Genomic DNA, 17,817 nt, shown 5'->3' on the forward strand with positions numbered 1-17,817 from the left:
TGGGGTGGGGTAGTAGCGGAGATGGCTGCGCCAGGGTGTTCAGCTGGCCTTGGGGAAGACCGGCGGTGTCCAGCCCATATAGGTGGCGTTCCACTTCGTTTCGAACTGGTCGGCGTCGACGATGTCGATGTAGCCCGGCCGCAAAATGTCGTTCGAGGCAACCTTGTTGTGGCCGAGATAGACCGCGATATGCCCCGCTGGGTGGTGTGTGTCCCAATACATCAGGGCGCCCGGCGGGGGCTTGCGGTCTTTGTCGTGACGCATCGACTTGGGGACAGTGGTGTAGTGGTCCCTCGCGTAGTTGACGCCGCTGGCGTGCCAGCCGTAGACGATCGCGGTGTAGGCCAAACAGCGCTGCTCCCAGTTCTTCGTGGAGTTGCGGCCGGCGTGCGCTTTGGCCCAGGCGATGGCCGCGGCGACCGACCTGGGATTGTGCAGGGTCCAGGTCTGTTTCCCGTCGCTGAACGTGCCGCCCGCTCCGCCGCTGCCGCCCTTCGAAGGCGGCGCGACACCGCAGGCGTTCTTCTTGCTGTGGCTGGTGTCCCCGCCCCCACCTCCTTCGTTCGCGGCAGGGGCCTTCTTGTCTGAGCCGGAGGATTTGCCGGCGCGGTTGAGGTTGACGCCGGCTTCCTTGGCGAGCTTGCGCATCGGGGTCTCGTGACCGGCATACAGTTCCGGGTGGGCGGACCCCTGGACCTTCTGGGCAGCCGTCGCGAGCGGCAGCTTCTGCCAGTTGGCAATGTCCATGAGCCCGGAATTGCTGCCGCGGCCCGCAAAGAACGACTGCGCCGCGTACGCCGGGTCCATGATCTGGGCCTTCGTGCCCCAGCCCATACCGGGCCTCTGCTGGAACAGGCCCACGGAGTCGCGGTCACCGTGATCGAGGTTTTGCAGGGTGGATTCCTGCATCGCGGTCATCAGAGCGATCAAGGTGGCCCGGCCGGGCAACTTGAGCTTGACGGCGACGGAGTCGATGGTCTTGGCGTAGCTGATCTGCTTTTTGTGCAGCGATCCGCTGGCATGGTCACCGCCGGCTGGGGAGACGGCGGAGGAGTCATCCGTTCCTGCGCCGGCGTCGGTGCAGCTCGCTGCCGACGCGCCTCCTGCAGGAACGAGCAGGCCGAGGAGCATCAGGCCGATGACGAACACGGCGAGGGCGATGGCGGAGAACTTGAGCTGGAGGCCCTTCTTGACGAGGCCGGTGGCTTTGAGGGCTGTGTGGGCGACGTCCTTCCCGTCCACGCCTACTCCTCGATGCCCAGCACGCGGGTAACCATCCACGGTGCGCTCGGGTCGGCCCGCGAGACCTCGAGAGTGAGGTGGCGGGTGTAGGTGTAGGGGTCGGTGCCCTTGACCGCGATGGTGACGGTGGCCTGCCGGTAGACGCGTACGGAGGTGTCGGGGGCGGGCCGCTGCTTCTCGGTCGGCTGGGCTATCTCCACCTTGGTGGGCTTGGCTTCGAGTGCTTGGGCGGCGACCAGATGGTCGAAGTCCTTGTCACCGTGGCGCTTGAGGTTCTCGACGAGAGGAGTCGAGGCGTAGGGGGCGGCCCGCTTCACTGCTGCGGCGTGGGAGCCGTCCTGGTAGGGGAGCCGGGTGGTGTAGGCGTTGACGAACTCCCTGGCCACCTTGTCGGGGTCGGTGAGCTCCACCGTGGGGTGGGCCGCAGGCGTGGACGGCGTTGTGGAGGGCGTGCTGATGGGCGCAGCCGGGCCGGCCTTGGGCTTCGACGTCCGGGCGGGCCCGTCGTCGCCCGGCCACAACAGAGTGCCAACAGCGATCGCGGCGGCGACGACCAGCGCGAGCGCTGGAACGGCGAGCGTGGTGGGAGGCTTGCTGCGGGCGTGCCGGATCGCTTGCTCACGTTCCATGCGGCGGGCTGAGCGCCAGCGCTTGGCGGCCCGGCGGCGCTGGCGGCGGGGCAGGTCGGCGAACTCGTCGGGCAATTCGTCTTTGCGTAGCAGGTCGCGCCACTCCGCGGCCGTGCTTGGTGCGCCGGCCGGACCGCGGGACGGGCGGTTGATGGGGGGGCCGGTCGGCTCTTCTTCGTGCTGGTCGTACGTCACAGCAGGCTCCGTAAGAGGAAGGCGGGCAAGGCGAGATGGCCCTGGGGCGTTCCGGCCACAGGGGCCGGATCGCCCCGGGATCTCGCAGGAAGGAGAGGGAGGGGGAGTGCCGCGGGCTCTGGGTCAGTTGCGGGAGGTTCCCGGCGGCAGCGACCGTGGTGTGCCGGCCGGGTTCACCGAGGTCCGGCCGGCGGCCGACCCGGCTGCTCGGCCTGCTGCATGTGCGGGTGCGGACGTGGTCGGCGGGGGCGGGAACTGCCGGAACCTGGCACCCACGGGGTTGGCCGGACCGGCTCCGTCCTTGACGACCGTGCCCTGGATGACCCGGTCCCCGACGGCCTTGGTCTCCTCGGGTACACCGGTACGGGGCGGCGCACCGGGCCGCACTGTGTAGCCGCCGCTGCCCGGCGTGCCGCTTCCGGGACGGCCCGGGCCACCGGGCCCGCGACCACCGTCGGGACTGCCAGGGCCGATCGCGGCCGGGCCGGCTTCGCCGGCCTTGCGCTGTGCCAGGTCGGCCTTGGCACGACGGGCCGCCGCTGGGTCGTTGCCGTCGTGGCCTTGCCTGTCGAGCCTTTCGATCGTGCCGGGCTGGGCCGCGTAGTCGCCGCCAGCGCCGGGCTGGGCCGCGTAGTCGCCGCCGGCGCCGGGCCGGCTGGGCGGGGGCGGGAAGGTGCGGGTCTGGTGGGTGCGGCTATTCGTTGTCGAACGACTGCTTGTGGAGCCGGAGCCGGAGCCGCTGTCCGGGGCGGGATGGCGGTCCATGTCACCGAAGCCTGCACGCTTGGGCTTCAGCAGCTTGCCCATTCTGTGCATCTGGCGCATACGGCCAAGGGTGCTGAGGATGCCGCGGCCGGCCATCTGCGCTCCACCAGCACTGACAATGCCGTCGAGGCGCCCCTTGACGCGGAACGCCATCACCGCGGTGGTGATGTTCAGCGCGGACGCCATCAGCCATCCGTAGGAAGGCAGCAGCTCGAGCATGGCGACGGAGACCACCATCACCGTGCCGAGCAACATCGTGGAAGTGAACGAGACGACGACCAGGCCGAGCAGCATCTCGAACCACTGGACGCCCCAACTTCTCGGCTTACCGGGTATGCACCACAACGTGGCGAAGGCGACCCCGCACACGAGCAGCATCAACGCGCCGATCAAAGAAGCAAGTGTCGCGAACGCCAGGGTGATCACCAGGGCGCAGAAGATGACTGCGGAGACATTGCCGAGGAGCAGCACACCGATCCGGCCGCCGGGCGAGTGCCCCTGGATCCACTGCTCCGCCTCGTCTCCCACCTCGTCTTCGATGTTGTCGATGATGTAGTCCTCACGGGCGTCCATGTCCGTCCCGTGCTTGAGGATCTCGTTGCCCCATTTCTTGCACGCGTTGATCGAGCCAAGGTCCGCAATGCACCAGGGAGTTGCCACGTAGGTGCGCCAAACGGCATCGGACGCGCGCCGGATGGTGTCGTCCTTCGACTTGCCGGACCATGCGGGCTCAGGGGTTTTGAAGGGCATGGTCGCCTTCCCCTGACTGGACAGGCCGGAGCCGATCGTGGTCATCGCCACGTCTGAGCCGAGCTGACGCCCATGGTCCACGCCCTTGACCCAGGTCTGAGGGGCCACCAGGAAGGTGGTGGCGATCACCGCGGAGGCGAAGACCCAGGCGAGCTGGCCGAGCATGCTCTGGTCCGAGCGCTTGGCCCAGGCGATGAACATGCCAACAGCCACTGCCGTCGGCATGAAGACCTTCAACATCGGCCCTGCCGCCGCACCGATGGCATGGGAGATGGTTTGTTCCACCTCGGGCAGGCTGACGACGTTGAAGCACCAGGAGGTGACCACGACAGCGGCCTGGCCGATCATCGTCAGGACAATCATGAGGATGGTGCCGACGCCGTGCAGCCAGCCATCGATGAGGTCGCCGCCGACGGCGCTGTCGGACAGCTGCTTGTCGAGCTGGTAGACGTCGGCGTCGTACATCTCATAGAGGGTGCCCTGGCCGTGCGGATGATCCGGCGAGGGCATCAAGTCGCCGATACCGGCCGGCTTGTACTTGTCATCGGCGGCCGCGAACGGCGCGAAGACGGCGCAGGTCGCCAGGAGCGCAGCGGTCGGGGTGAGCAGAGCCCGAGCCCGCGGCATGCGCACCCACAGGTACAACAGGACGGTACGGAATCGTTTCAGCAGAGTCTTCATCACCTCTCCTCCCGCCCACGAGTCACCAGGCCACTGGATGGAGCGGCGTGGCAGGAACCGAAGCCGGCTGCCGCTGAACGGGGCATCGCCGCGGCGGCCGCGGCTCGGTCCCGGCGATGAATCGTCATGCGAGGCTGCCTCCTTGGCACGGCGCGGTCGGCAACAGCCGGGCCACAGCGGATCGGTGTCATGCGGATTCCGATGCTGCAGGCCCCGGGCTGTGGACAGAGTCGGCCGGTTCCGCCTCCTCGTCCTGGCCAGGCGGGGCGTCGTCCTTGCGCAGGTCAGGGCCGGTGGTGTCCCCGGCTTCGTGGTCTTCGGCCTGGTCCTTGGGGTTGGTGGACAGCGCGCGCAGGAGCTCGGCGCTGGGCGCGTCGACCTGCATGGTGGCGACCCGGTCCCGGCGGTCACGCACGATGCAGTGGCCGTGCCGGATCTCGCCGTGCGCGGTCTTGCCGACACCGTGGATCAGGGCTCGGGTCGATTCACCGACGGGCAGCCGCAGGAGCTCCGCCATGGCGTCCTGCTGGGAGGCGGTGCTCTGCTCGAACGCGAAGACCGTCGTGATCGCCTCCAGCACACCGTCCATGCCCAGCAGACTCTTGGGGTCCTGGGTGTCGATGGCGAGGCTGGTATCGAGGGCGCGGCCGGTACGTGCGATGTAGTCGACGAACCTGCGGCCATCGTCCGTGCCGGTCAGGACGTGCACCTCGGGAATCGAGATGACCTTGGGCAGATCGCGCAGGTCCGGCCGAGCCGACGTGTTCAATGCGTACGCGATCAATCCCCGCATGAGGGCCAGCGAGACGCGTTCGTTCATCGTCATGTCGCGTGGTGCGGTGCCCATCTGCGGCATCGTCAGCCCGGGAACCTGCACCAGCCACAGACCCGGCTCGGGACGTAGAGGGGAGGCGCCCGGACGCGGGGCACCGAGCAGCGGAGCCCCCAGCGGCGTACGCGAGAGCTCTTCCAGCGCCTCGCCAGCCTCGGCAGCCAGCTCATCGGCGCTGTTCTTGAGGAGTTCGACGACGCGCCAGGTCGCCGCGTCGGAGTGGGCGGCTATCTCGTTGCAGGCACGCAGCAGCCGCGTCTCCACGCCGGCATTGCGCAACCGCTCGGGCAGGATGATCAGAAGCTGGGAGACCACCTGGAGCGCGGCGTCACCTTGCGGCAGAAGCCGGAACAGGTCTGCGACGGCCGGGGTTTCGCTGCCGCAGGTGACGTGGTGCGAGGCGAGACCGAGATACTCGCCCGCCTTGACCAACCCTCCTTCATCGCCCTTGAAACCGAGCATCAACGCAAAGCTGCCCTTCAAGGCCGCGATGAGGGTGGCCAGCATCATCGACGTGGTCTTGCCTCGGCCACTGCGCCCCACGAACGCCGTCGTGGTCGCGTCGCCCCTCGCACTGCCGGCGGTGATGTCGATCCTGCACACCCCGGGCGTGGTTCCGGTGAGCAGGCCCATGATCGGCCCCTCGTCGTCACCGGCCTCGCTCCCACCCCAGAACATGCTCGCGGCGAGTGCGTCGGTGGTGCGGATGTGCCGCAGGTCATCGACGCGCAGCATGTCCCCGATCTGGGACTCCAGCCACAGTTCGCGCTGCTCCTCGGAGGCGACAGTCACATCGATCGACAGGCCGGCGTAGTGGCCGATGACCGCGTCGGTGCGGGCGCGCAAGTCCTCCAGTGACTCGGTGGACACGACGATCAGACGCGGGTGGTCCTCGAGCAGGGTGCGGCCGTCGCGGGACATGCCCTTGCGCAGTCCCTCCATGACCAGCTCGGTCTCCTCCGTCTCCGCGAAGGTCTCCCCGGCGCTCCCCTCGGCAGCCGAGCGCCGCTGCTCCTTGGCGCTCTGGCGGACCTTGTCAACGGCCTTGATCGCCTGGCCCTTGCGCCACACCGTGAACCGCACGCTGGCCTCGGGACACACCAGGGCATCGAATCCGGTCTCGGGGTGGGTGTAGGTGATCTCGCTCAGGCACCGCAACCACTCCTGCTCGCCGGGCGTGACAATCTGCTCAGGAAACTCCGGCATCGCCAACACCGACACCCAGGCCGCGGTCTGCCCGCGGCCGTCGATGAGCCGCACATGGTCGGCGTGCGGGATGGCCTTGGACTGCGTCAGACGCACCAGGGAGGCGCCAGTGACGGTGGGCAGACGGGGCGGGGCGGGCTGAGGACGGTAGGACTCGCGGCTGATCGCCCAGGCCAAGAGTTCGACCGGCGCGATCCGCGCTCGCCACGGAGTGGCTTCCAGACGCCGCTCCATGCGGCGGGCGAGCGCGTCCAGCTGGGCGAGCTCCGCCTTCTCCAGCCCCGTACGGCCAATACCCAGCGCGTCACTGGTGGCGCTCTTGACGGTGGCGCTGGTGGCGGAGTCGCGCTCGGCGATGCGGATGCCGAGAAGGATGTGACGCTGCGGCAGGTCGAGGGCGTCCAGGCGTTCCGCCCACATCGACGCGACCGCCTCGACATCGCCGGCAGTGAAGATCCTCCGGGCCTCCTCGCGGTAGATCTCGCCGTCCAAACGCGCCCAGATCACCTTGAGATGGCAGTCGTAGCCGGGCAGCACCTTGGCCAGAGCCAGGCCGGCAGCGTCCTGCTCGGCGTCCTGCACCGCTTCAGGCATCAAATCGGTATTCGAGGCCGACAGGACATACCACGCCTCGGCGGCGGTGTCGGTGACCACGAGTCCGTCCGCCAGGGCGACGAGCTTCGGCTCCTTCATCATGCGCTCGGCGCCCAGCCCGAGCATCCGGCCGAAGCGGGAGACGGACTTCTTGGCCGCCTTACTGGTGGTGCTCATCGTCAATCTCCTTGCGTACGCGGCATCTGGAAAGTGGAGGCGGCCGGAGCGGCGGCCGGCGGCCGGCCCTTTGCACGCCGCAGCGGTCGGGTCAGGCCGTCGGCGGGGGCGGGGGCTTGGGTGGAGGCCAGCTGGGCGGCCTGGAGACCGGTCAGCTGCAGGAGCTGCACGGGGCTGTCACCGCTGCTGCTGATCAGGTGCATCTGTCCGGCGCGAAAGGGTTCGTCCTGCGGCGGCGCAGCACCCGGTGTCCCCACCAGGTGCCATGTGCGCGGGGTGGGAGCGGCCAGCAGGCGGGTGGTGAACAGGCTGCGGGCCACATGCGCGAGCGGAATGGGTACGGCCCGGCAGGCCAGTACGACGCGGATCCCGTACAACCGGCCGGCGCCCAGTACTGCCGTGAGGGCGTCCAGTCCGGTGCCGCCAGGAAAGGGGTAGTGCCGAAACCGCAGCAGGGCGTTGATCGTCAGGTCGCTCTCGACCACCACGACGCGCGGCGCGCCCGAGCGCTGCCCGCGTACCTGGGCGGCCAGGTGGTACAGGTGACGGTGCACGGCGGTGGCATCCCCGTAGAGATGGATGCGCCGTTGGTCGCGTGCCCAGGTGTGCTGGCCGGCGACATCCAGGACATCGACGTGCATCCCGCGTCGGGCATACTGCGCGGCCAGCGTGCGCAGCGCCATCGTGGCGCCCAGACCCGGCCAGGCGACCAGCAGGGTGTGGCCGGCTGCGGGGCCCAGGTAGACCGGGGCGGCTCCGTCTGTGAGGCCGAGCAAGGGGCCCGGCCCCTGATCGATGGCATCGGCGGTCAGATCGTCAAGCCTTACCCGCGGTCCCGTCGGGTGCGGCCCGCTCACGCGGACCCCCGCATGCCGGCGACGTCGGCGGCGGCGGACCGGGCGAATGCCCGGGCCTCGGCGCTGGTGAGGTACAGGGCCTGGAACGGGGTGGCCTCGCTACCGTCGATCACGTGGAACCGGCCGGCGCCCGGCGAGGTCGCTGGCGCCTGAGCGCCGGGTGCCAGGCGCCGCCACAGCGTTTGGCTGCCGTGACCGAGGATCCGAGTGGAGAAGGATCGGTAGCTCACGGGCCCCCGGACCGCCAGACCGCCGCCGGTGTCCCCGGCCAGGACCGTCCAGCCGCAGGCGCGGCCGGACGCCAGCAGCAGCGCGAGCGCTTCCACACCCGGGGCTTCCTCGAGCTGGGTCTCCGGCCGGGTGCGTAGCCAGTAGTGGCGCAGCGCGTCGATGACGCCGTCGAGTTCCTCGATGACCAGGACGTGGCGTTCGCCCCAACCATCGGCCGAGCCGCGGGGGCCGCCGCTGAGGTCTGCCGCAGACATCACGAGGTAGTCGTGGACGGCGGCCACATCGTTGAGGTGCCGTGCGAGGGGCAGGTCCCGCGCCCAGGTGTGTTCGGCGTGTGTGAGGTCGATGATGTCGGTGCGGGCGCCGCGGGCGAGTGCCTGGGCGGAAAGGGCCCGCAGCACCGTGGTGGTGCCGCCCCCGGCGCCGGTGGCGACCAGAACGTGCCCGGTGTGTACGGGTAGAGTCACCGGCTGGTCGCCGCTGGCCAGTCCGATCAGCAGGTCGTGGCCGGCCAGCAGGGGCGGGGTGAAAGGGTCGTTGAAGCGGACCGAGCCGCGCAGGGTGTTCAGGGGCATGGTGGGACGGCTCATTTCTCAGCGCTCTTCGAACGGCGCTGCTTCTTGCGGTACTTGGCGCGTGCCTTGGCCACGGCGTCGGGTCCGTAGGCACGAAGGCGCGGGCGGATGCGGGCCGGCGGCCCGTAGGACTCGGCCCGGTCCGCGTCCTGGACGTCTTCATTGGCGAGCAGGGGCGCGAAGGCGGGCAGGTCGGCGAGCTGGGGTACCTGCTCGCCCAGCCGCCGGGCGCGCAGCTTCAGGCCGGGCTTGGGTGAGGGGATACGCCCGCGGCCGATGACGGGGCGTACACCGGTGTGCAGGTAGTTCAGGCGGATCGCCCAGAGAAGGAGATTGGTGCGCCGCCAGTAGGTGAGCGAACGCTTCGCCCCGAAGTAGGTGAGCCCCAGCGGGGGCAGCAGGAACAACGGGGTCAGGGACTGCGCCGGCAGGCCGAACAGCAGCAGCCAACCGCCCCAGTAGAAAGGGAAGATGACGGCGCCATAGCGCAGGGTGGTGCGCGGCAGCCCCTCGCCGAGATCAAGACCGAGCAGCTCGTGCTGGCGGGTCTCGATGTCCCAGTGCCGGGAGTAGGTGTGCGTGGTACGCATGCCGGCCCCGGTCAGCCGGTGAAGACGGAGGCGAGCTTCTCGCCCAGCATCTTCAGAATCGCGACGGTCTTGGTGGAGCTGAAGATGAAGAACGCGACGACGGCGCCGCCCACGATGTGGGTGATCAGCGCACCGTGCTCCTTCTTGGCCCAGTGGCCGAAGGCCCGCACGGCGAGGACAGCGATGAACAGGGATCCGACCGTGGTCAGGATCCACGAGACGAGGGGGTTGGTTTCGCCCATGGTGCAGCGACTCCCTTGCAGTTGAAGGTGAGCGGGAAGGAGGGGAGGGCGCCGGGGACACCGCCGGCCGCGCTGTGCAGGGTGCAGCTGTCAGAGCTCAGGAATCGGCACTCACCTGCTGGACCTGCCACCGGGCTCCGCTACTGGCGGAGACCCGGATCAGAGTGATCCGGTAGGTCTGCTGAAGCTGGGCGCCGGCGAGTCTCCAGCGCACCGTGGCGGTGCCGACCCGCTTGTCGCCGGACCCGGCGTCGACCGCCCAGTTGTCCAGCGAATCCAGGGACATACCGCTGCCGAGCGGGGCGATATGCGATCCGGGTGCGGCGGTCTGACCCTCGTTGCCGGCCGCCCAGGAATCCAGGAAGTCCTTGACCGTCTGCCGAGTCCGCCCGGCCATCGCCGAATCGGCATCCGCTTCGGACCTGGGTGAGTAGGAAGCCGCAGTCGGCATGCCGATCAGAGCGGGCTGACCGGTGACCAGTACCCGGTCGCCGACCTGTGCGACGGGCACCTCCAGGCCCTGCCACCGAGAAACGGTGGCGTCCTTCTTCTTGACCTTGACCGTGGAGCTGACCCGCACATCGACCACGACCCGGGCGTGCTTCCCACCGGTCTGCGTGACCTTGCCGGGAATCGTCTGCGCTACCGCCTGCGCCCCCTGACCATCCCAGCCCATCTTCAAATCGGCGTCCTTGGGCAGGTCCATGGCCAGGTCCCTGGCCCGCAGCTGGGGAGCCTGCGAACTCCACGTCATGTACGAGCGAGCGAAGCGAGCGGCGACCTGCTGCGCCTCTTCGGTCGGCACGTCGTGCTTGCGTGCTTCGCTCTGCGGGTCGGCTTGCTGGGATACGGCAGGCGGCTTGGCGGGGAACACCCAGCTGCGCACTCCGGTGAACGCGGCCAGCCCGATCACCGCCCAGATCGCGACACGGCCGGCCCGGCGGGCGAAGGAGCGGCCCGAAGACTCGGTCTCCTCAGCCCATCCCCCGTGGCTCCAGCTCGGCTCCGCCGGTGCCGCTCCTGGCGTTGGCAGGGTCTCGAACGGTGCGTCCTCGCCGGGCGCGTCGGCTTTGTGCTCACCGCCCTTGGGTTCTTTGGCGGGAAGATTCAGCATCTTCCGCAAAGTGCTCATGAATTGCTCCTCGGCCCATCGCGATATCCGGCTCCAGCCGGGCGGGTGCGAAAGGTGCTCACACTCGCGCTCTGCGGCGGGAATCTCACACGAGAAAGCTATGAGCGCGGGCCTGTGGATAAAGTCCAGCGCCCCGGAGCCTGGATGCCGACGCACATGCCAATGGCCGCGAAGGGAAGCTCCCTTCGCGGCCATGTCAGGACCGGAACTGCTATTGCCCTCGCGTTTCCTTCAGGGGCACATGCCCTTCAGGTGGACCTTCCTCGGAAGATTCCTGAGCGCTCCCCTCTTCGGGTTCTTCGCCCCATCCGAGGTTGTAGTAGGCGGCGATGGCAGCCATCGTGAACCGCTCCTTCCCGTCGTCCTGCATCGCGCCGACGGGGAAGTCTGCGCGCCGCAGCTTGTGCGTTCGCATGGTGTTGGCGTTCACCTGCACCCCGCGGTCGGCGAACCGCCGGGAGATCTCCGCCAGCGTCAGCAACTCCGGACTGGTCTCAGGCACCGTGGACGCTTCCTCCCACTCCGCCGGTCCGCCCCCGACAGCCGGCGCGGCCTCATCGCCTGCCCCGGCGGCGTCGCTGGACGGCTCACTGCAACGGGCCTCCTCCGCGGCAGTGAAACGCTCATCGAAACGCTCCTGCGCGTTGCGGTCCTGACCTGCGGAATCCCCCTCCAGAGCGGGCCGCGCGTCCGCGGTCTCCTGGACGTCCTGCGGAGCCTGCTTGGTAAACAGCGGGCGGGAGACCTGCAGCAGGGAGGGCAGCCGCTGCGGGCTGCGCACAGGAGGCGAACCGTACAGGTCCTCGGTGGAGTAACCGCGCTCGGCGCGCAGCTTGATGCAGTGGTCGCGAAAGGCGTCGGGCTCGGCGTACGGGACCTGGATCCACACGCGGCGGTTGCCCTCAATGACGAGCATCCGGCCCGCCTTGTCGACGGACTCAGGAACCGGACTCGTGTTCACAATCATTTTCCACTGATTGGCATTGAAGTTACCCAGCATCAGCAGGCGGAACATATTCCGCAGGCCGCGGTTGCCGACTGCAGATTCCCGCAGGTCCTGGAAGACGCCAATGATCGTCACGTTCACATGGCGGCCCATGCGCATGATGGAAGCGATGTCGCCCCAGATCGGGTCGCTGGCCGGATCACCCTTCTCCTTGTTTTCGTTCCACCATTCCTTTGACGCGTCACCGAACTCATTCCCCTCCTCCAGGATGAGGGTGAGCCGGTCAAAATCCTTGCTGGGATTCTGCTGCTTGACGTAGTTGCGCGCTTCGACTTCCCGGGCAGCCCACGAGATGGCTGCCCGCATGTCGCCGATATTGCCCGGGTCGTTGTAGAGGTGGATTCCCTCGACACCTTCGAAGCAGTTGATCGACGCCATCTTCACGTCGATACCGATCACGGTGGCCCGCTGGGCCACGAGCTGCGTGATGATCATCTGCAGGAAGCTCGACTTACCGCCACCGGAGCCCACCGACAGACCCCACATGGCGCTCTCGCCGGTCATCTCCTTCATCAGGCCCTCGGACCGCTCGTCCAGACCGAGGATCAACTGACCGGGCCGGCACTGGCCGATAGCCTGCTGCACCTCGGGCGCGAAGAAGTCCACCCGGTCCGGAATCTCGTAGGTGACCTTCTTCTTCTGCGGCTGGAAGAGCACGTAGAACGGGTGGCGCTTGAGGTTCCACTCCCCAGACCACTGACCGCCGAGCCGGGCGTGGACCAACTCCCGCAGCATCTCCTTGTGGCCGTCCTGCCCGTGCCAGCCGTCCGGCAGGGCGATCTTCACGAACGACCGGTCGAGCGGGATCGTCACCGCGGCCAGCCGCTGGGCGTCGTCCCAGGCCGGCATGACTTCCTTCAACGCCAGGGACAGTGGGACGACCAGAGTCTGCATGTGCCGACGACGTGCACGACCACGGACGTGCAGCACACCGATGACCAGGCCGAGGACCACGGCTGCGGCAGCCGACCACCAGATCACCCGCTCGTGCTCCCCCAGCCGCCACCAAGACCACGCGGCCCAGCCCGCCCAGCCCAGCAGGACGAGGCGCAGCACGACATGCTGCCAACGCGGCAACCCGCCCGGCGCGCGCGGCTGATCGGTCAGTGGCGCGCCGCTCAGGAAACGTCCCACGAACGTCGCGGCGGTCTCGACTCCTTCCTCGATCTGCCGATCCAGCTCCGTACGTGCCATGCGTCCGCTCCTCGGGTCCTGTCTCGTGCCACCCCGGCCAGCCGGGAGATCACCGGACGCTAAGACCGCGGTCCTGTGGACAAGGGACAGACGCGAGAAGCGCACGGACGGAAGCAATGGCTCGTCCGGCAAGAAGCAGCACGGGCGCGGCGTACAGCTGCGCACACCTCATCTGCGAACGCAGCAGCCCGCTGCCCGCGATAGCAGCCGTCTGCTGTGCGTGCTGCCCTTGCCAGCAGCTCATGGCGCCGCTGCTGCAGCTGAAGCAGCACGACGTGCGTTGTTGCCCTGACGGCTCCGGCAGGGCAACAACGGGCGCGGCGGCAGGCGGCTACTCGTGGCTATCAGCGACGGCAAGCTGAAGGCGCTTCTTCTCGGCTTGCTGCCTGACCTTGTAGACCTGGCCGCGGTTGACCGTACGGCCGAAGCGCGCGAGCCAGGTGACGATCGCGCTGTCGTCGGCACCGGCGTTCGCGCCAAGGGCGTAGCGGATCGCATCAGCGTTCGTCCGCGCCTTCGCCACTGCATCACGATGCGCCTGCGAGTCCGCAGCGAGCTCCTCAGCCACATGTGGGTCGTTCTTCTGCTGCGTCTTGCCGGGCGGAGTGGCGGCGCTGTCGTCAACAGCGGGGCGCGGGGCAGCACGCGGTGTCCCCTGGACGGTTGTCTCACGCGCGGAGTTCTCATCGTCCTTGTGCTGTTCCCGGTGCCGGCGCTGCTCGTCAGCCGCCGCTTCGGCAGCAGCACCACTGCGGGGGTTACCTCGAGTCAGGGCAGCGCGCGGCTCGGCTGCTGCGCCGGCCGGCTCCTCCGCGTGATCCTCGGAGCCAGACGGGAGAACCTCGGTAGGGCCCGGGGCGCCGGCCGCGGGGGAGCCCGGGCGCAGGGGCACGCCGAACCGCGCGAGGCGCAGCGGCAACATCTGGTCGATCGGGGCACGGCGCCGCCATTGCCGGCCGTACTGCGAGCGCAGCTTGGCCTGGTGGACGAGGCGGTCCTGTTCGTCACGGATGACGGTCGAATAGCGCCGGAGCTCCCACAGCCGCATCTTGCGCCAGAGCAGAAACGTAGGCAGCGGTGAGAGAACCCACCGGACGGCGCGGACCCCGTCCATGTGCTGGTCTGCGGTGATCGCGCCGAGCCGGCCTACCGCATGCCGTGCGGCTTCGACCGAGACGACGAAGAGCAGCGGAATCGTGGAGTGCATCGCAACACCGATCACGTCGGAGGCCGCCGCGGCGTTGAAGCCAATCGTCGCTACGGTCAGCAGCCACGCGGCCTGACGAAGCAGAGGCAGCGGGATACGCAGCCACGTGAGCAACAAATCCAGGGCGAGCAGCGAGGCGATGCCAGCATCGACACCGATCGGGAAGTACGCCGAGAAGGATCCAAAGCCCTTGCGTTCGGCGAGATCTCGAACCGCGGCGTAGGACCCGGAAAATCCGATGGCAGCGATGATGATCGCGCCGAGCACGACGACTGCGATCAAGGCACGCTGCGTTCGGGTCAGCCTGACGCTGCGGTTGTAGGTGGGCACCACGCCGCTCACTCCTTTGATCACTCCGTACGTACGGAGTGTGCGGAGCGGCGCCTGTGGACAGAGGCGGGGTCGGCCGTGGGCGACGTGGACAAGCTCCCCCTACGGAGCATCCTCAGATGCAGGCAGCAAGTCGCCGCGGCGGAGCCATGCGCGAACCTCTTCGACGTCGCGGGCGCCGCTGCCGTCCTTCGCGGGAAACGGGTCGCGGCACCAGTCCGGGTAGCGGCGTTCGAAACCGCGCAGACTGCCGATGCTGATGCCGAGCTCCCGTGCCAGCGCGGTGGGTGCCAGGCGCTGCGAGAGCACCGGGCCTGCCCCCGCGGACAGTGCGGCGGCGGCCTTTGCCCTATTGAGTCCGGGAACTTCGGATGCCCACTGGGCATGCACGCTATGGCCGGAGGCGACCGCCACACGAACGCGCTCCACAACGTCGCGCTGAGCCAGGCTCAGTCCGTGCTCGTCGTGGAGCTGGACAGGCTCGTCCTTCTCCTGCTCATACACGGCCAGAAGCCAGGAGCGAAGCTCCGGCCACCTAAGTTCACCGCTCGGCAGCGGGTCGTTACGGCGAAGGAGCCAGGAGCGAACCGCGGGCCACGAACGCACGGTGGTCCGCCCCTGGCGCGCGGCCGGCGGAAAGGGGTCAGTCGTCTTCTCCGGCGTGAAAGTGGCTGTGTAGTACTGCACAGCCTCTCGGGCGAGTCCGAGCGCGTCGGCCAAACCCTTCACCGTCACGAGGAGTTCAGGCGAGGCAGCACGTGCGCGCTGCGCAATGTCCTGAGGCCCTCGCCGTTTCTCGGTGAACAGGTGCGGATGATCCAGAAGCCAGGCGAGTACTCCGTCGCGGTCGCGACAGGGGTGGTTGCCGCGCCGGCCAACGACGGGCGGGAAGTCGTCGTAGGCGTCGATCCAGTCCTGCACGCCCTCTTCGGGGCGGCGGGCCGCGCTGGCGATCTCCTTCCGGGTAATCGAGCTGGGCAGGTCTGCGAACGCCTGCTCCAGGTCGTGTGAGCTGGTCAAAGGAATCTCCATGGGGGACAGGGGAGGGCGAGATGACGCTCCCATCACGTCTAATTTACTCACAAGTGGGCGCGGTGTCTACTTTCTCTTACTCAGAGGTTGAGGGCAGACGCTGCCACTGCGGTTCGCACATCTCCAGGTGGCACTCGACGCTGGCACTGCCGCCTTTCGCGGCGTAGACCCTGCTCCAGATCGTGGAGCGACTGCGGGCCTTGCCCGAGGCGTTGTACGGGCCTTCGTACCAAGTGAGGGTCATGCCGTTGCGCAAGAGCGTGTCGTTGTTGGCGCGATAGCGCTTCATGTCATTGATGAGCTGGGTCTCGTCGGTGTATGTGGCGGTGATCGCGGCGCGGTACAGCGGGGTACTCGGGCCCATGCCGATGTTGCGAGCCAAAGTGGCCTCCTTCGTAGGGTTTTGAACGCGGCCGACGGCAGCGTATGGATGGAGGACGGCACTGGTGTCCCTCAGCTCCCGGCTGCCTCGGTGAACGTCTGGCAGCCGGTTACAGGTAGCCCAGGCGAGCCCCTGTCCTGGCGCGCAGCTGTGTGGACACCTCGGCCGCGCGGTCTTCGCTGACGCCGAGCGTGGCAAGGACGTCCATGGCGCGATTCTCGTGTGCGGCAGCGCGGGCAAGGTCTTCGCGAGCTCGGTAGACGTCCTGCAGCGCCCGTGCGGCCCCGAGTTCCCGTGCGGCCGCGATCAGGGGCTGGAGCTGGTCGAGGTTCTGTTGCAGCATCAGCGCGACGTGTTCAGCCACGCGGTCGCGGACAGCCTGGACGGAAGCCAGGCACTGGGATTGCTTGCTTTTGATGTACTGCAGTTCCCAGCGTGTGCTGTCCTCGCTGCGGAAGTGGACAGAAAAGTTCAGGGAGATGCGGAATCGCGTGGCGACGTCGGCGGTGAGACTGACCGTCGAGGCAGGACCGTCGTAGCTGAACGTCGGGCGAAACGTCACGAGAGTTGGCCGGCGGTCGAGTTCGGAGCTGAACGTTAGCTTGGGAAGGCCCTGGCGGTGGTCGTGCGGCAGTGCTTCGATGTTGTGGCTGTCGGGTATGACGGGCCTCTTCTCGGTAGGGCGGAACCCGGGCCGACCTTCTGTTGGCCCCAGGAAGTGGAATGTCTCAGTTGCTGGGGAAGAGGAGCACAGGTGGTACGTCTTCGTCGGCGTGGCGCGGTCCGCGCCCCGGCGGTCTGGTGTCGGGGCACCCGGGCGGGTGGGGGCTGCGCCGGGCGCAGCCCCACGGACGTCACCAGCGAGCGCGGCGGACGGCCCGGTAGATCTTGCGGTGGATGATGCGCAGTACGGCGAAGACGCCCACGGCCGCGAGCCCCGGCAGGGTGATCAGAGTGGCGACCAGGCTGCCGTTGATCAGGACGCCGAGGATAAGTCCCGCTACGGTCAGGAAGGCCAGTCCGTCCATGAGGAGGGCGAGAGCCGTCAGCTTCGAGGCGACGGAGCGTCCTCGGCTGCGACCATCGGGGTAGATGGCGAAGGCCAGCATCCAGAGGCCGAGGCCCATTACGCCCACAAACGCCACCACCAGAAGAGGCGTCACGTCGCTCAACATTGCGGGCAGAGTCAGGGCGAGAGTCGCAAAGCGCAGCAACGGCACGGCGCGGTGGGCGGCCGGACGGAAGAGGCGGGACTCGGTGTGAACGCTCATGTGGGTGAACCCTCTCGAAGCCGGAAGTTCGGGGGGCCTCCGCGCCCTCCCTCATGAGCACTAATTTACTCTCATAAGTTCCGTACGTCAAATCATAAGGGACGCAATCTCACTTGTGTGTGGCGGCCAGTGGTGCGCAGGATCAAGCGGCCCTTGCTGAGCGCCTCAGGTGCGGATAGGTCTCTGCCAAGTCCCGCTCGTGCTCAGGGCAGTAGTCGTCTCCCACGGCCTTGGGGGCCGCGCAGTACTCCTCCCACGGCATGCCGTAGGCGGTCTGCCAGCCACACTGCCAGTGCAGCACATCGGACTCCTCCGCAACGCGCGGCAGCAGGCTGGGTGCGCGGGCACCGAGCAGCACAGCGCGCCAGGACGCCGTCAGGGCTTCGGCCTCGCCGTCCTGAACGGGGTACAAGCCGTAGAAGATTGCGTCGTCGGTCCAGTCGCGCAACCCCAATTCAGCCTGGCCGAATTCCCAGTCGTCGTACAACTGGCCCACAACACAGCTCAGGCCCGAGTCGATGTCGAGCACCGTGGTATCGATCCGGCCGCGCCAGCCGCACGGTCCGTAGTGGTCCAGGAACCTCACACCGTTGTCAACACGCTCGTCGACGGACAGTAGCTCCATGCTCATGTAGCCCTCCAGGGGATCGCATGTGGTCGGGGCAAAGCGGACGGGGCCAGCCCGGGGCGGTGGTGT

16 protein-coding genes are annotated in these 17,817 nt (G+C 68.2%); all 16 read right to left on the bottom strand.

Annotated elements, in window-relative coordinates; genetic code table 11:
• Positions 1-39 precede the first annotated feature (39 nt).
• A complete protein-coding gene (locus ABR737_RS01395; protein ID WP_350248313.1) occupies positions 40-1,242 on the bottom strand; it encodes a peptidase M23 in 1,203 nt (400 codons plus the stop codon).
• Between the two features lie 2 nt (positions 1,243-1,244).
• Positions 1,245-2,066 (bottom strand): hypothetical protein, encoded by an 822-nt coding sequence (locus ABR737_RS01400; protein WP_350248314.1) that lies wholly within the window; start codon positions 2,064-2,066, stop codon positions 1,245-1,247.
• Between the two features lie 123 nt (positions 2,067-2,189).
• The gene (locus ABR737_RS01405; protein WP_350248315.1) at positions 2,190-4,262 is read right to left on the bottom strand and encodes a hypothetical protein; all 2,073 of its coding nucleotides are present in this window, start codon (positions 4,260-4,262) and stop codon (positions 2,190-2,192) included.
• Positions 4,263-4,449: 187 nt separating this feature from the next.
• The gene (locus tag ABR737_RS01410; RefSeq protein ID WP_350248316.1) at positions 4,450-7,071 is read right to left on the bottom strand and encodes an ATP-binding protein; all 2,622 of its coding nucleotides are present in this window, start codon (positions 7,069-7,071) and stop codon (positions 4,450-4,452) included.
• A gap of 2 nt (positions 7,072-7,073) precedes the next feature.
• The gene (locus tag ABR737_RS01415) at positions 7,074-7,847 is read right to left on the bottom strand and encodes a hypothetical protein (protein ID WP_350248317.1); all 774 of its coding nucleotides are present in this window, start codon (positions 7,845-7,847) and stop codon (positions 7,074-7,076) included.
• Positions 7,848-7,924: 77 nt separating this feature from the next.
• Positions 7,925-8,734 (bottom strand): cell division protein FtsK, encoded by an 810-nt coding sequence (locus ABR737_RS01420; RefSeq protein ID WP_350248318.1) that lies wholly within the window; start codon positions 8,732-8,734, stop codon positions 7,925-7,927.
• A gap of 11 nt (positions 8,735-8,745) precedes the next feature.
• Positions 8,746-9,324 carry a hypothetical protein gene (locus ABR737_RS01425; RefSeq protein WP_350248319.1) on the bottom strand — a complete coding sequence of 193 codons (579 nt, stop codon included), beginning with the start codon at positions 9,322-9,324 and terminating at the stop codon, positions 8,746-8,748.
• A gap of 11 nt (positions 9,325-9,335) precedes the next feature.
• Complete coding sequence (locus tag ABR737_RS01430) at positions 9,336-9,566, bottom strand: hypothetical protein (protein WP_350248320.1); 231 nt, start codon at positions 9,564-9,566, stop codon at positions 9,336-9,338.
• A 97-nt stretch (positions 9,567-9,663) separates the two neighbouring features.
• On the bottom strand, positions 9,664-10,698 hold the full coding sequence (locus ABR737_RS01435) for a conjugal transfer protein (protein ID WP_350248321.1): 1,035 nt from the start codon (positions 10,696-10,698) through the stop codon (positions 9,664-9,666).
• Positions 10,699-10,909: 211 nt separating this feature from the next.
• Positions 10,910-12,898 carry a hypothetical protein gene (locus ABR737_RS01440; RefSeq protein ID WP_350248322.1) on the bottom strand — a complete coding sequence of 663 codons (1,989 nt, stop codon included), beginning with the start codon at positions 12,896-12,898 and terminating at the stop codon, positions 10,910-10,912.
• A gap of 331 nt (positions 12,899-13,229) precedes the next feature.
• Positions 13,230-14,438, bottom strand: coding sequence for a DUF2637 domain-containing protein (locus ABR737_RS01445; RefSeq protein WP_350248323.1), 1,209 nt, complete (start codon positions 14,436-14,438; stop codon positions 13,230-13,232).
• A gap of 99 nt (positions 14,439-14,537) precedes the next feature.
• Positions 14,538-15,467 (bottom strand): hypothetical protein, encoded by a 930-nt coding sequence (locus ABR737_RS01450; protein ID WP_350248324.1) that lies wholly within the window; start codon positions 15,465-15,467, stop codon positions 14,538-14,540.
• A gap of 76 nt (positions 15,468-15,543) precedes the next feature.
• Positions 15,544-15,849, bottom strand: a complete 306-nt coding sequence (locus ABR737_RS01455) for a hypothetical protein (RefSeq protein WP_350248325.1) — start codon at positions 15,847-15,849, stop codon at positions 15,544-15,546.
• 109 nt (positions 15,850-15,958) lie between these two features.
• Positions 15,959-16,411: a hypothetical protein gene (locus ABR737_RS01460; protein ID WP_350248326.1), complete on the bottom strand. Its 453-nt coding sequence runs from the start codon at positions 16,409-16,411 to the stop codon at positions 15,959-15,961.
• Positions 16,412-16,703: 292 nt separating this feature from the next.
• A complete protein-coding gene (locus tag ABR737_RS01465; RefSeq protein WP_350248327.1) occupies positions 16,704-17,120 on the bottom strand; it encodes a hypothetical protein in 417 nt (138 codons plus the stop codon).
• Positions 17,121-17,262: 142 nt separating this feature from the next.
• Positions 17,263-17,751 carry a hypothetical protein gene (locus ABR737_RS01470; protein ID WP_350248328.1) on the bottom strand — a complete coding sequence of 163 codons (489 nt, stop codon included), beginning with the start codon at positions 17,749-17,751 and terminating at the stop codon, positions 17,263-17,265.
• Positions 17,752-17,817 lie beyond the last annotated feature (66 nt).

It is taken from the genome of Streptomyces sp. Edi2 (assembly GCF_040253635.1).
GTDB lineage: Bacteria > Actinomycetota > Actinomycetes > Streptomycetales > Streptomycetaceae > Streptomyces.

What these genes read in the sequence shown, in the direction of transcription:
- ABR737_RS01425 (WP_350248319.1), bottom strand. Translation starts at nt 9,324, where the DNA reads ATGCGTACCACGCACACCTACTCCCGGCACTGGGACATCGAGACCCGC.
- ABR737_RS01435 (WP_350248321.1), bottom strand. Translation starts at nt 10,698, where the DNA reads ATGAGCACTTTGCGGAAGATGCTGAATCTTCCCGCCAAAGAACCCAAG.
- ABR737_RS01420 (WP_350248318.1), bottom strand. Translation starts at nt 8,734, where the DNA reads ATGCCCCTGAACACCCTGCGCGGCTCGGTCCGCTTCAACGACCCTTTC.
- ABR737_RS01465 (WP_350248327.1), bottom strand. Translation starts at nt 17,120, where the DNA reads ATGAGCGTTCACACCGAGTCCCGCCTCTTCCGTCCGGCCGCCCACCGC.
- ABR737_RS01410 (WP_350248316.1), bottom strand. Translation starts at nt 7,071, where the DNA reads ATGAGCACCACCAGTAAGGCGGCCAAGAAGTCCGTCTCCCGCTTCGGC.
- ABR737_RS01470 (WP_350248328.1), bottom strand. Translation starts at nt 17,751, where the DNA reads ATGAGCATGGAGCTACTGTCCGTCGACGAGCGTGTTGACAACGGTGTG.
- ABR737_RS01430 (WP_350248320.1), bottom strand. Translation starts at nt 9,566, where the DNA reads ATGGGCGAAACCAACCCCCTCGTCTCGTGGATCCTGACCACGGTCGGA.
- ABR737_RS01450 (WP_350248324.1), bottom strand. Translation starts at nt 15,467, where the DNA reads ATGGAGATTCCTTTGACCAGCTCACACGACCTGGAGCAGGCGTTCGCA.
- ABR737_RS01405 (WP_350248315.1), bottom strand. Translation starts at nt 4,262, where the DNA reads ATGAAGACTCTGCTGAAACGATTCCGTACCGTCCTGTTGTACCTGTGG.
- ABR737_RS01440 (WP_350248322.1), bottom strand. Translation starts at nt 12,898, where the DNA reads ATGGCACGTACGGAGCTGGATCGGCAGATCGAGGAAGGAGTCGAGACC.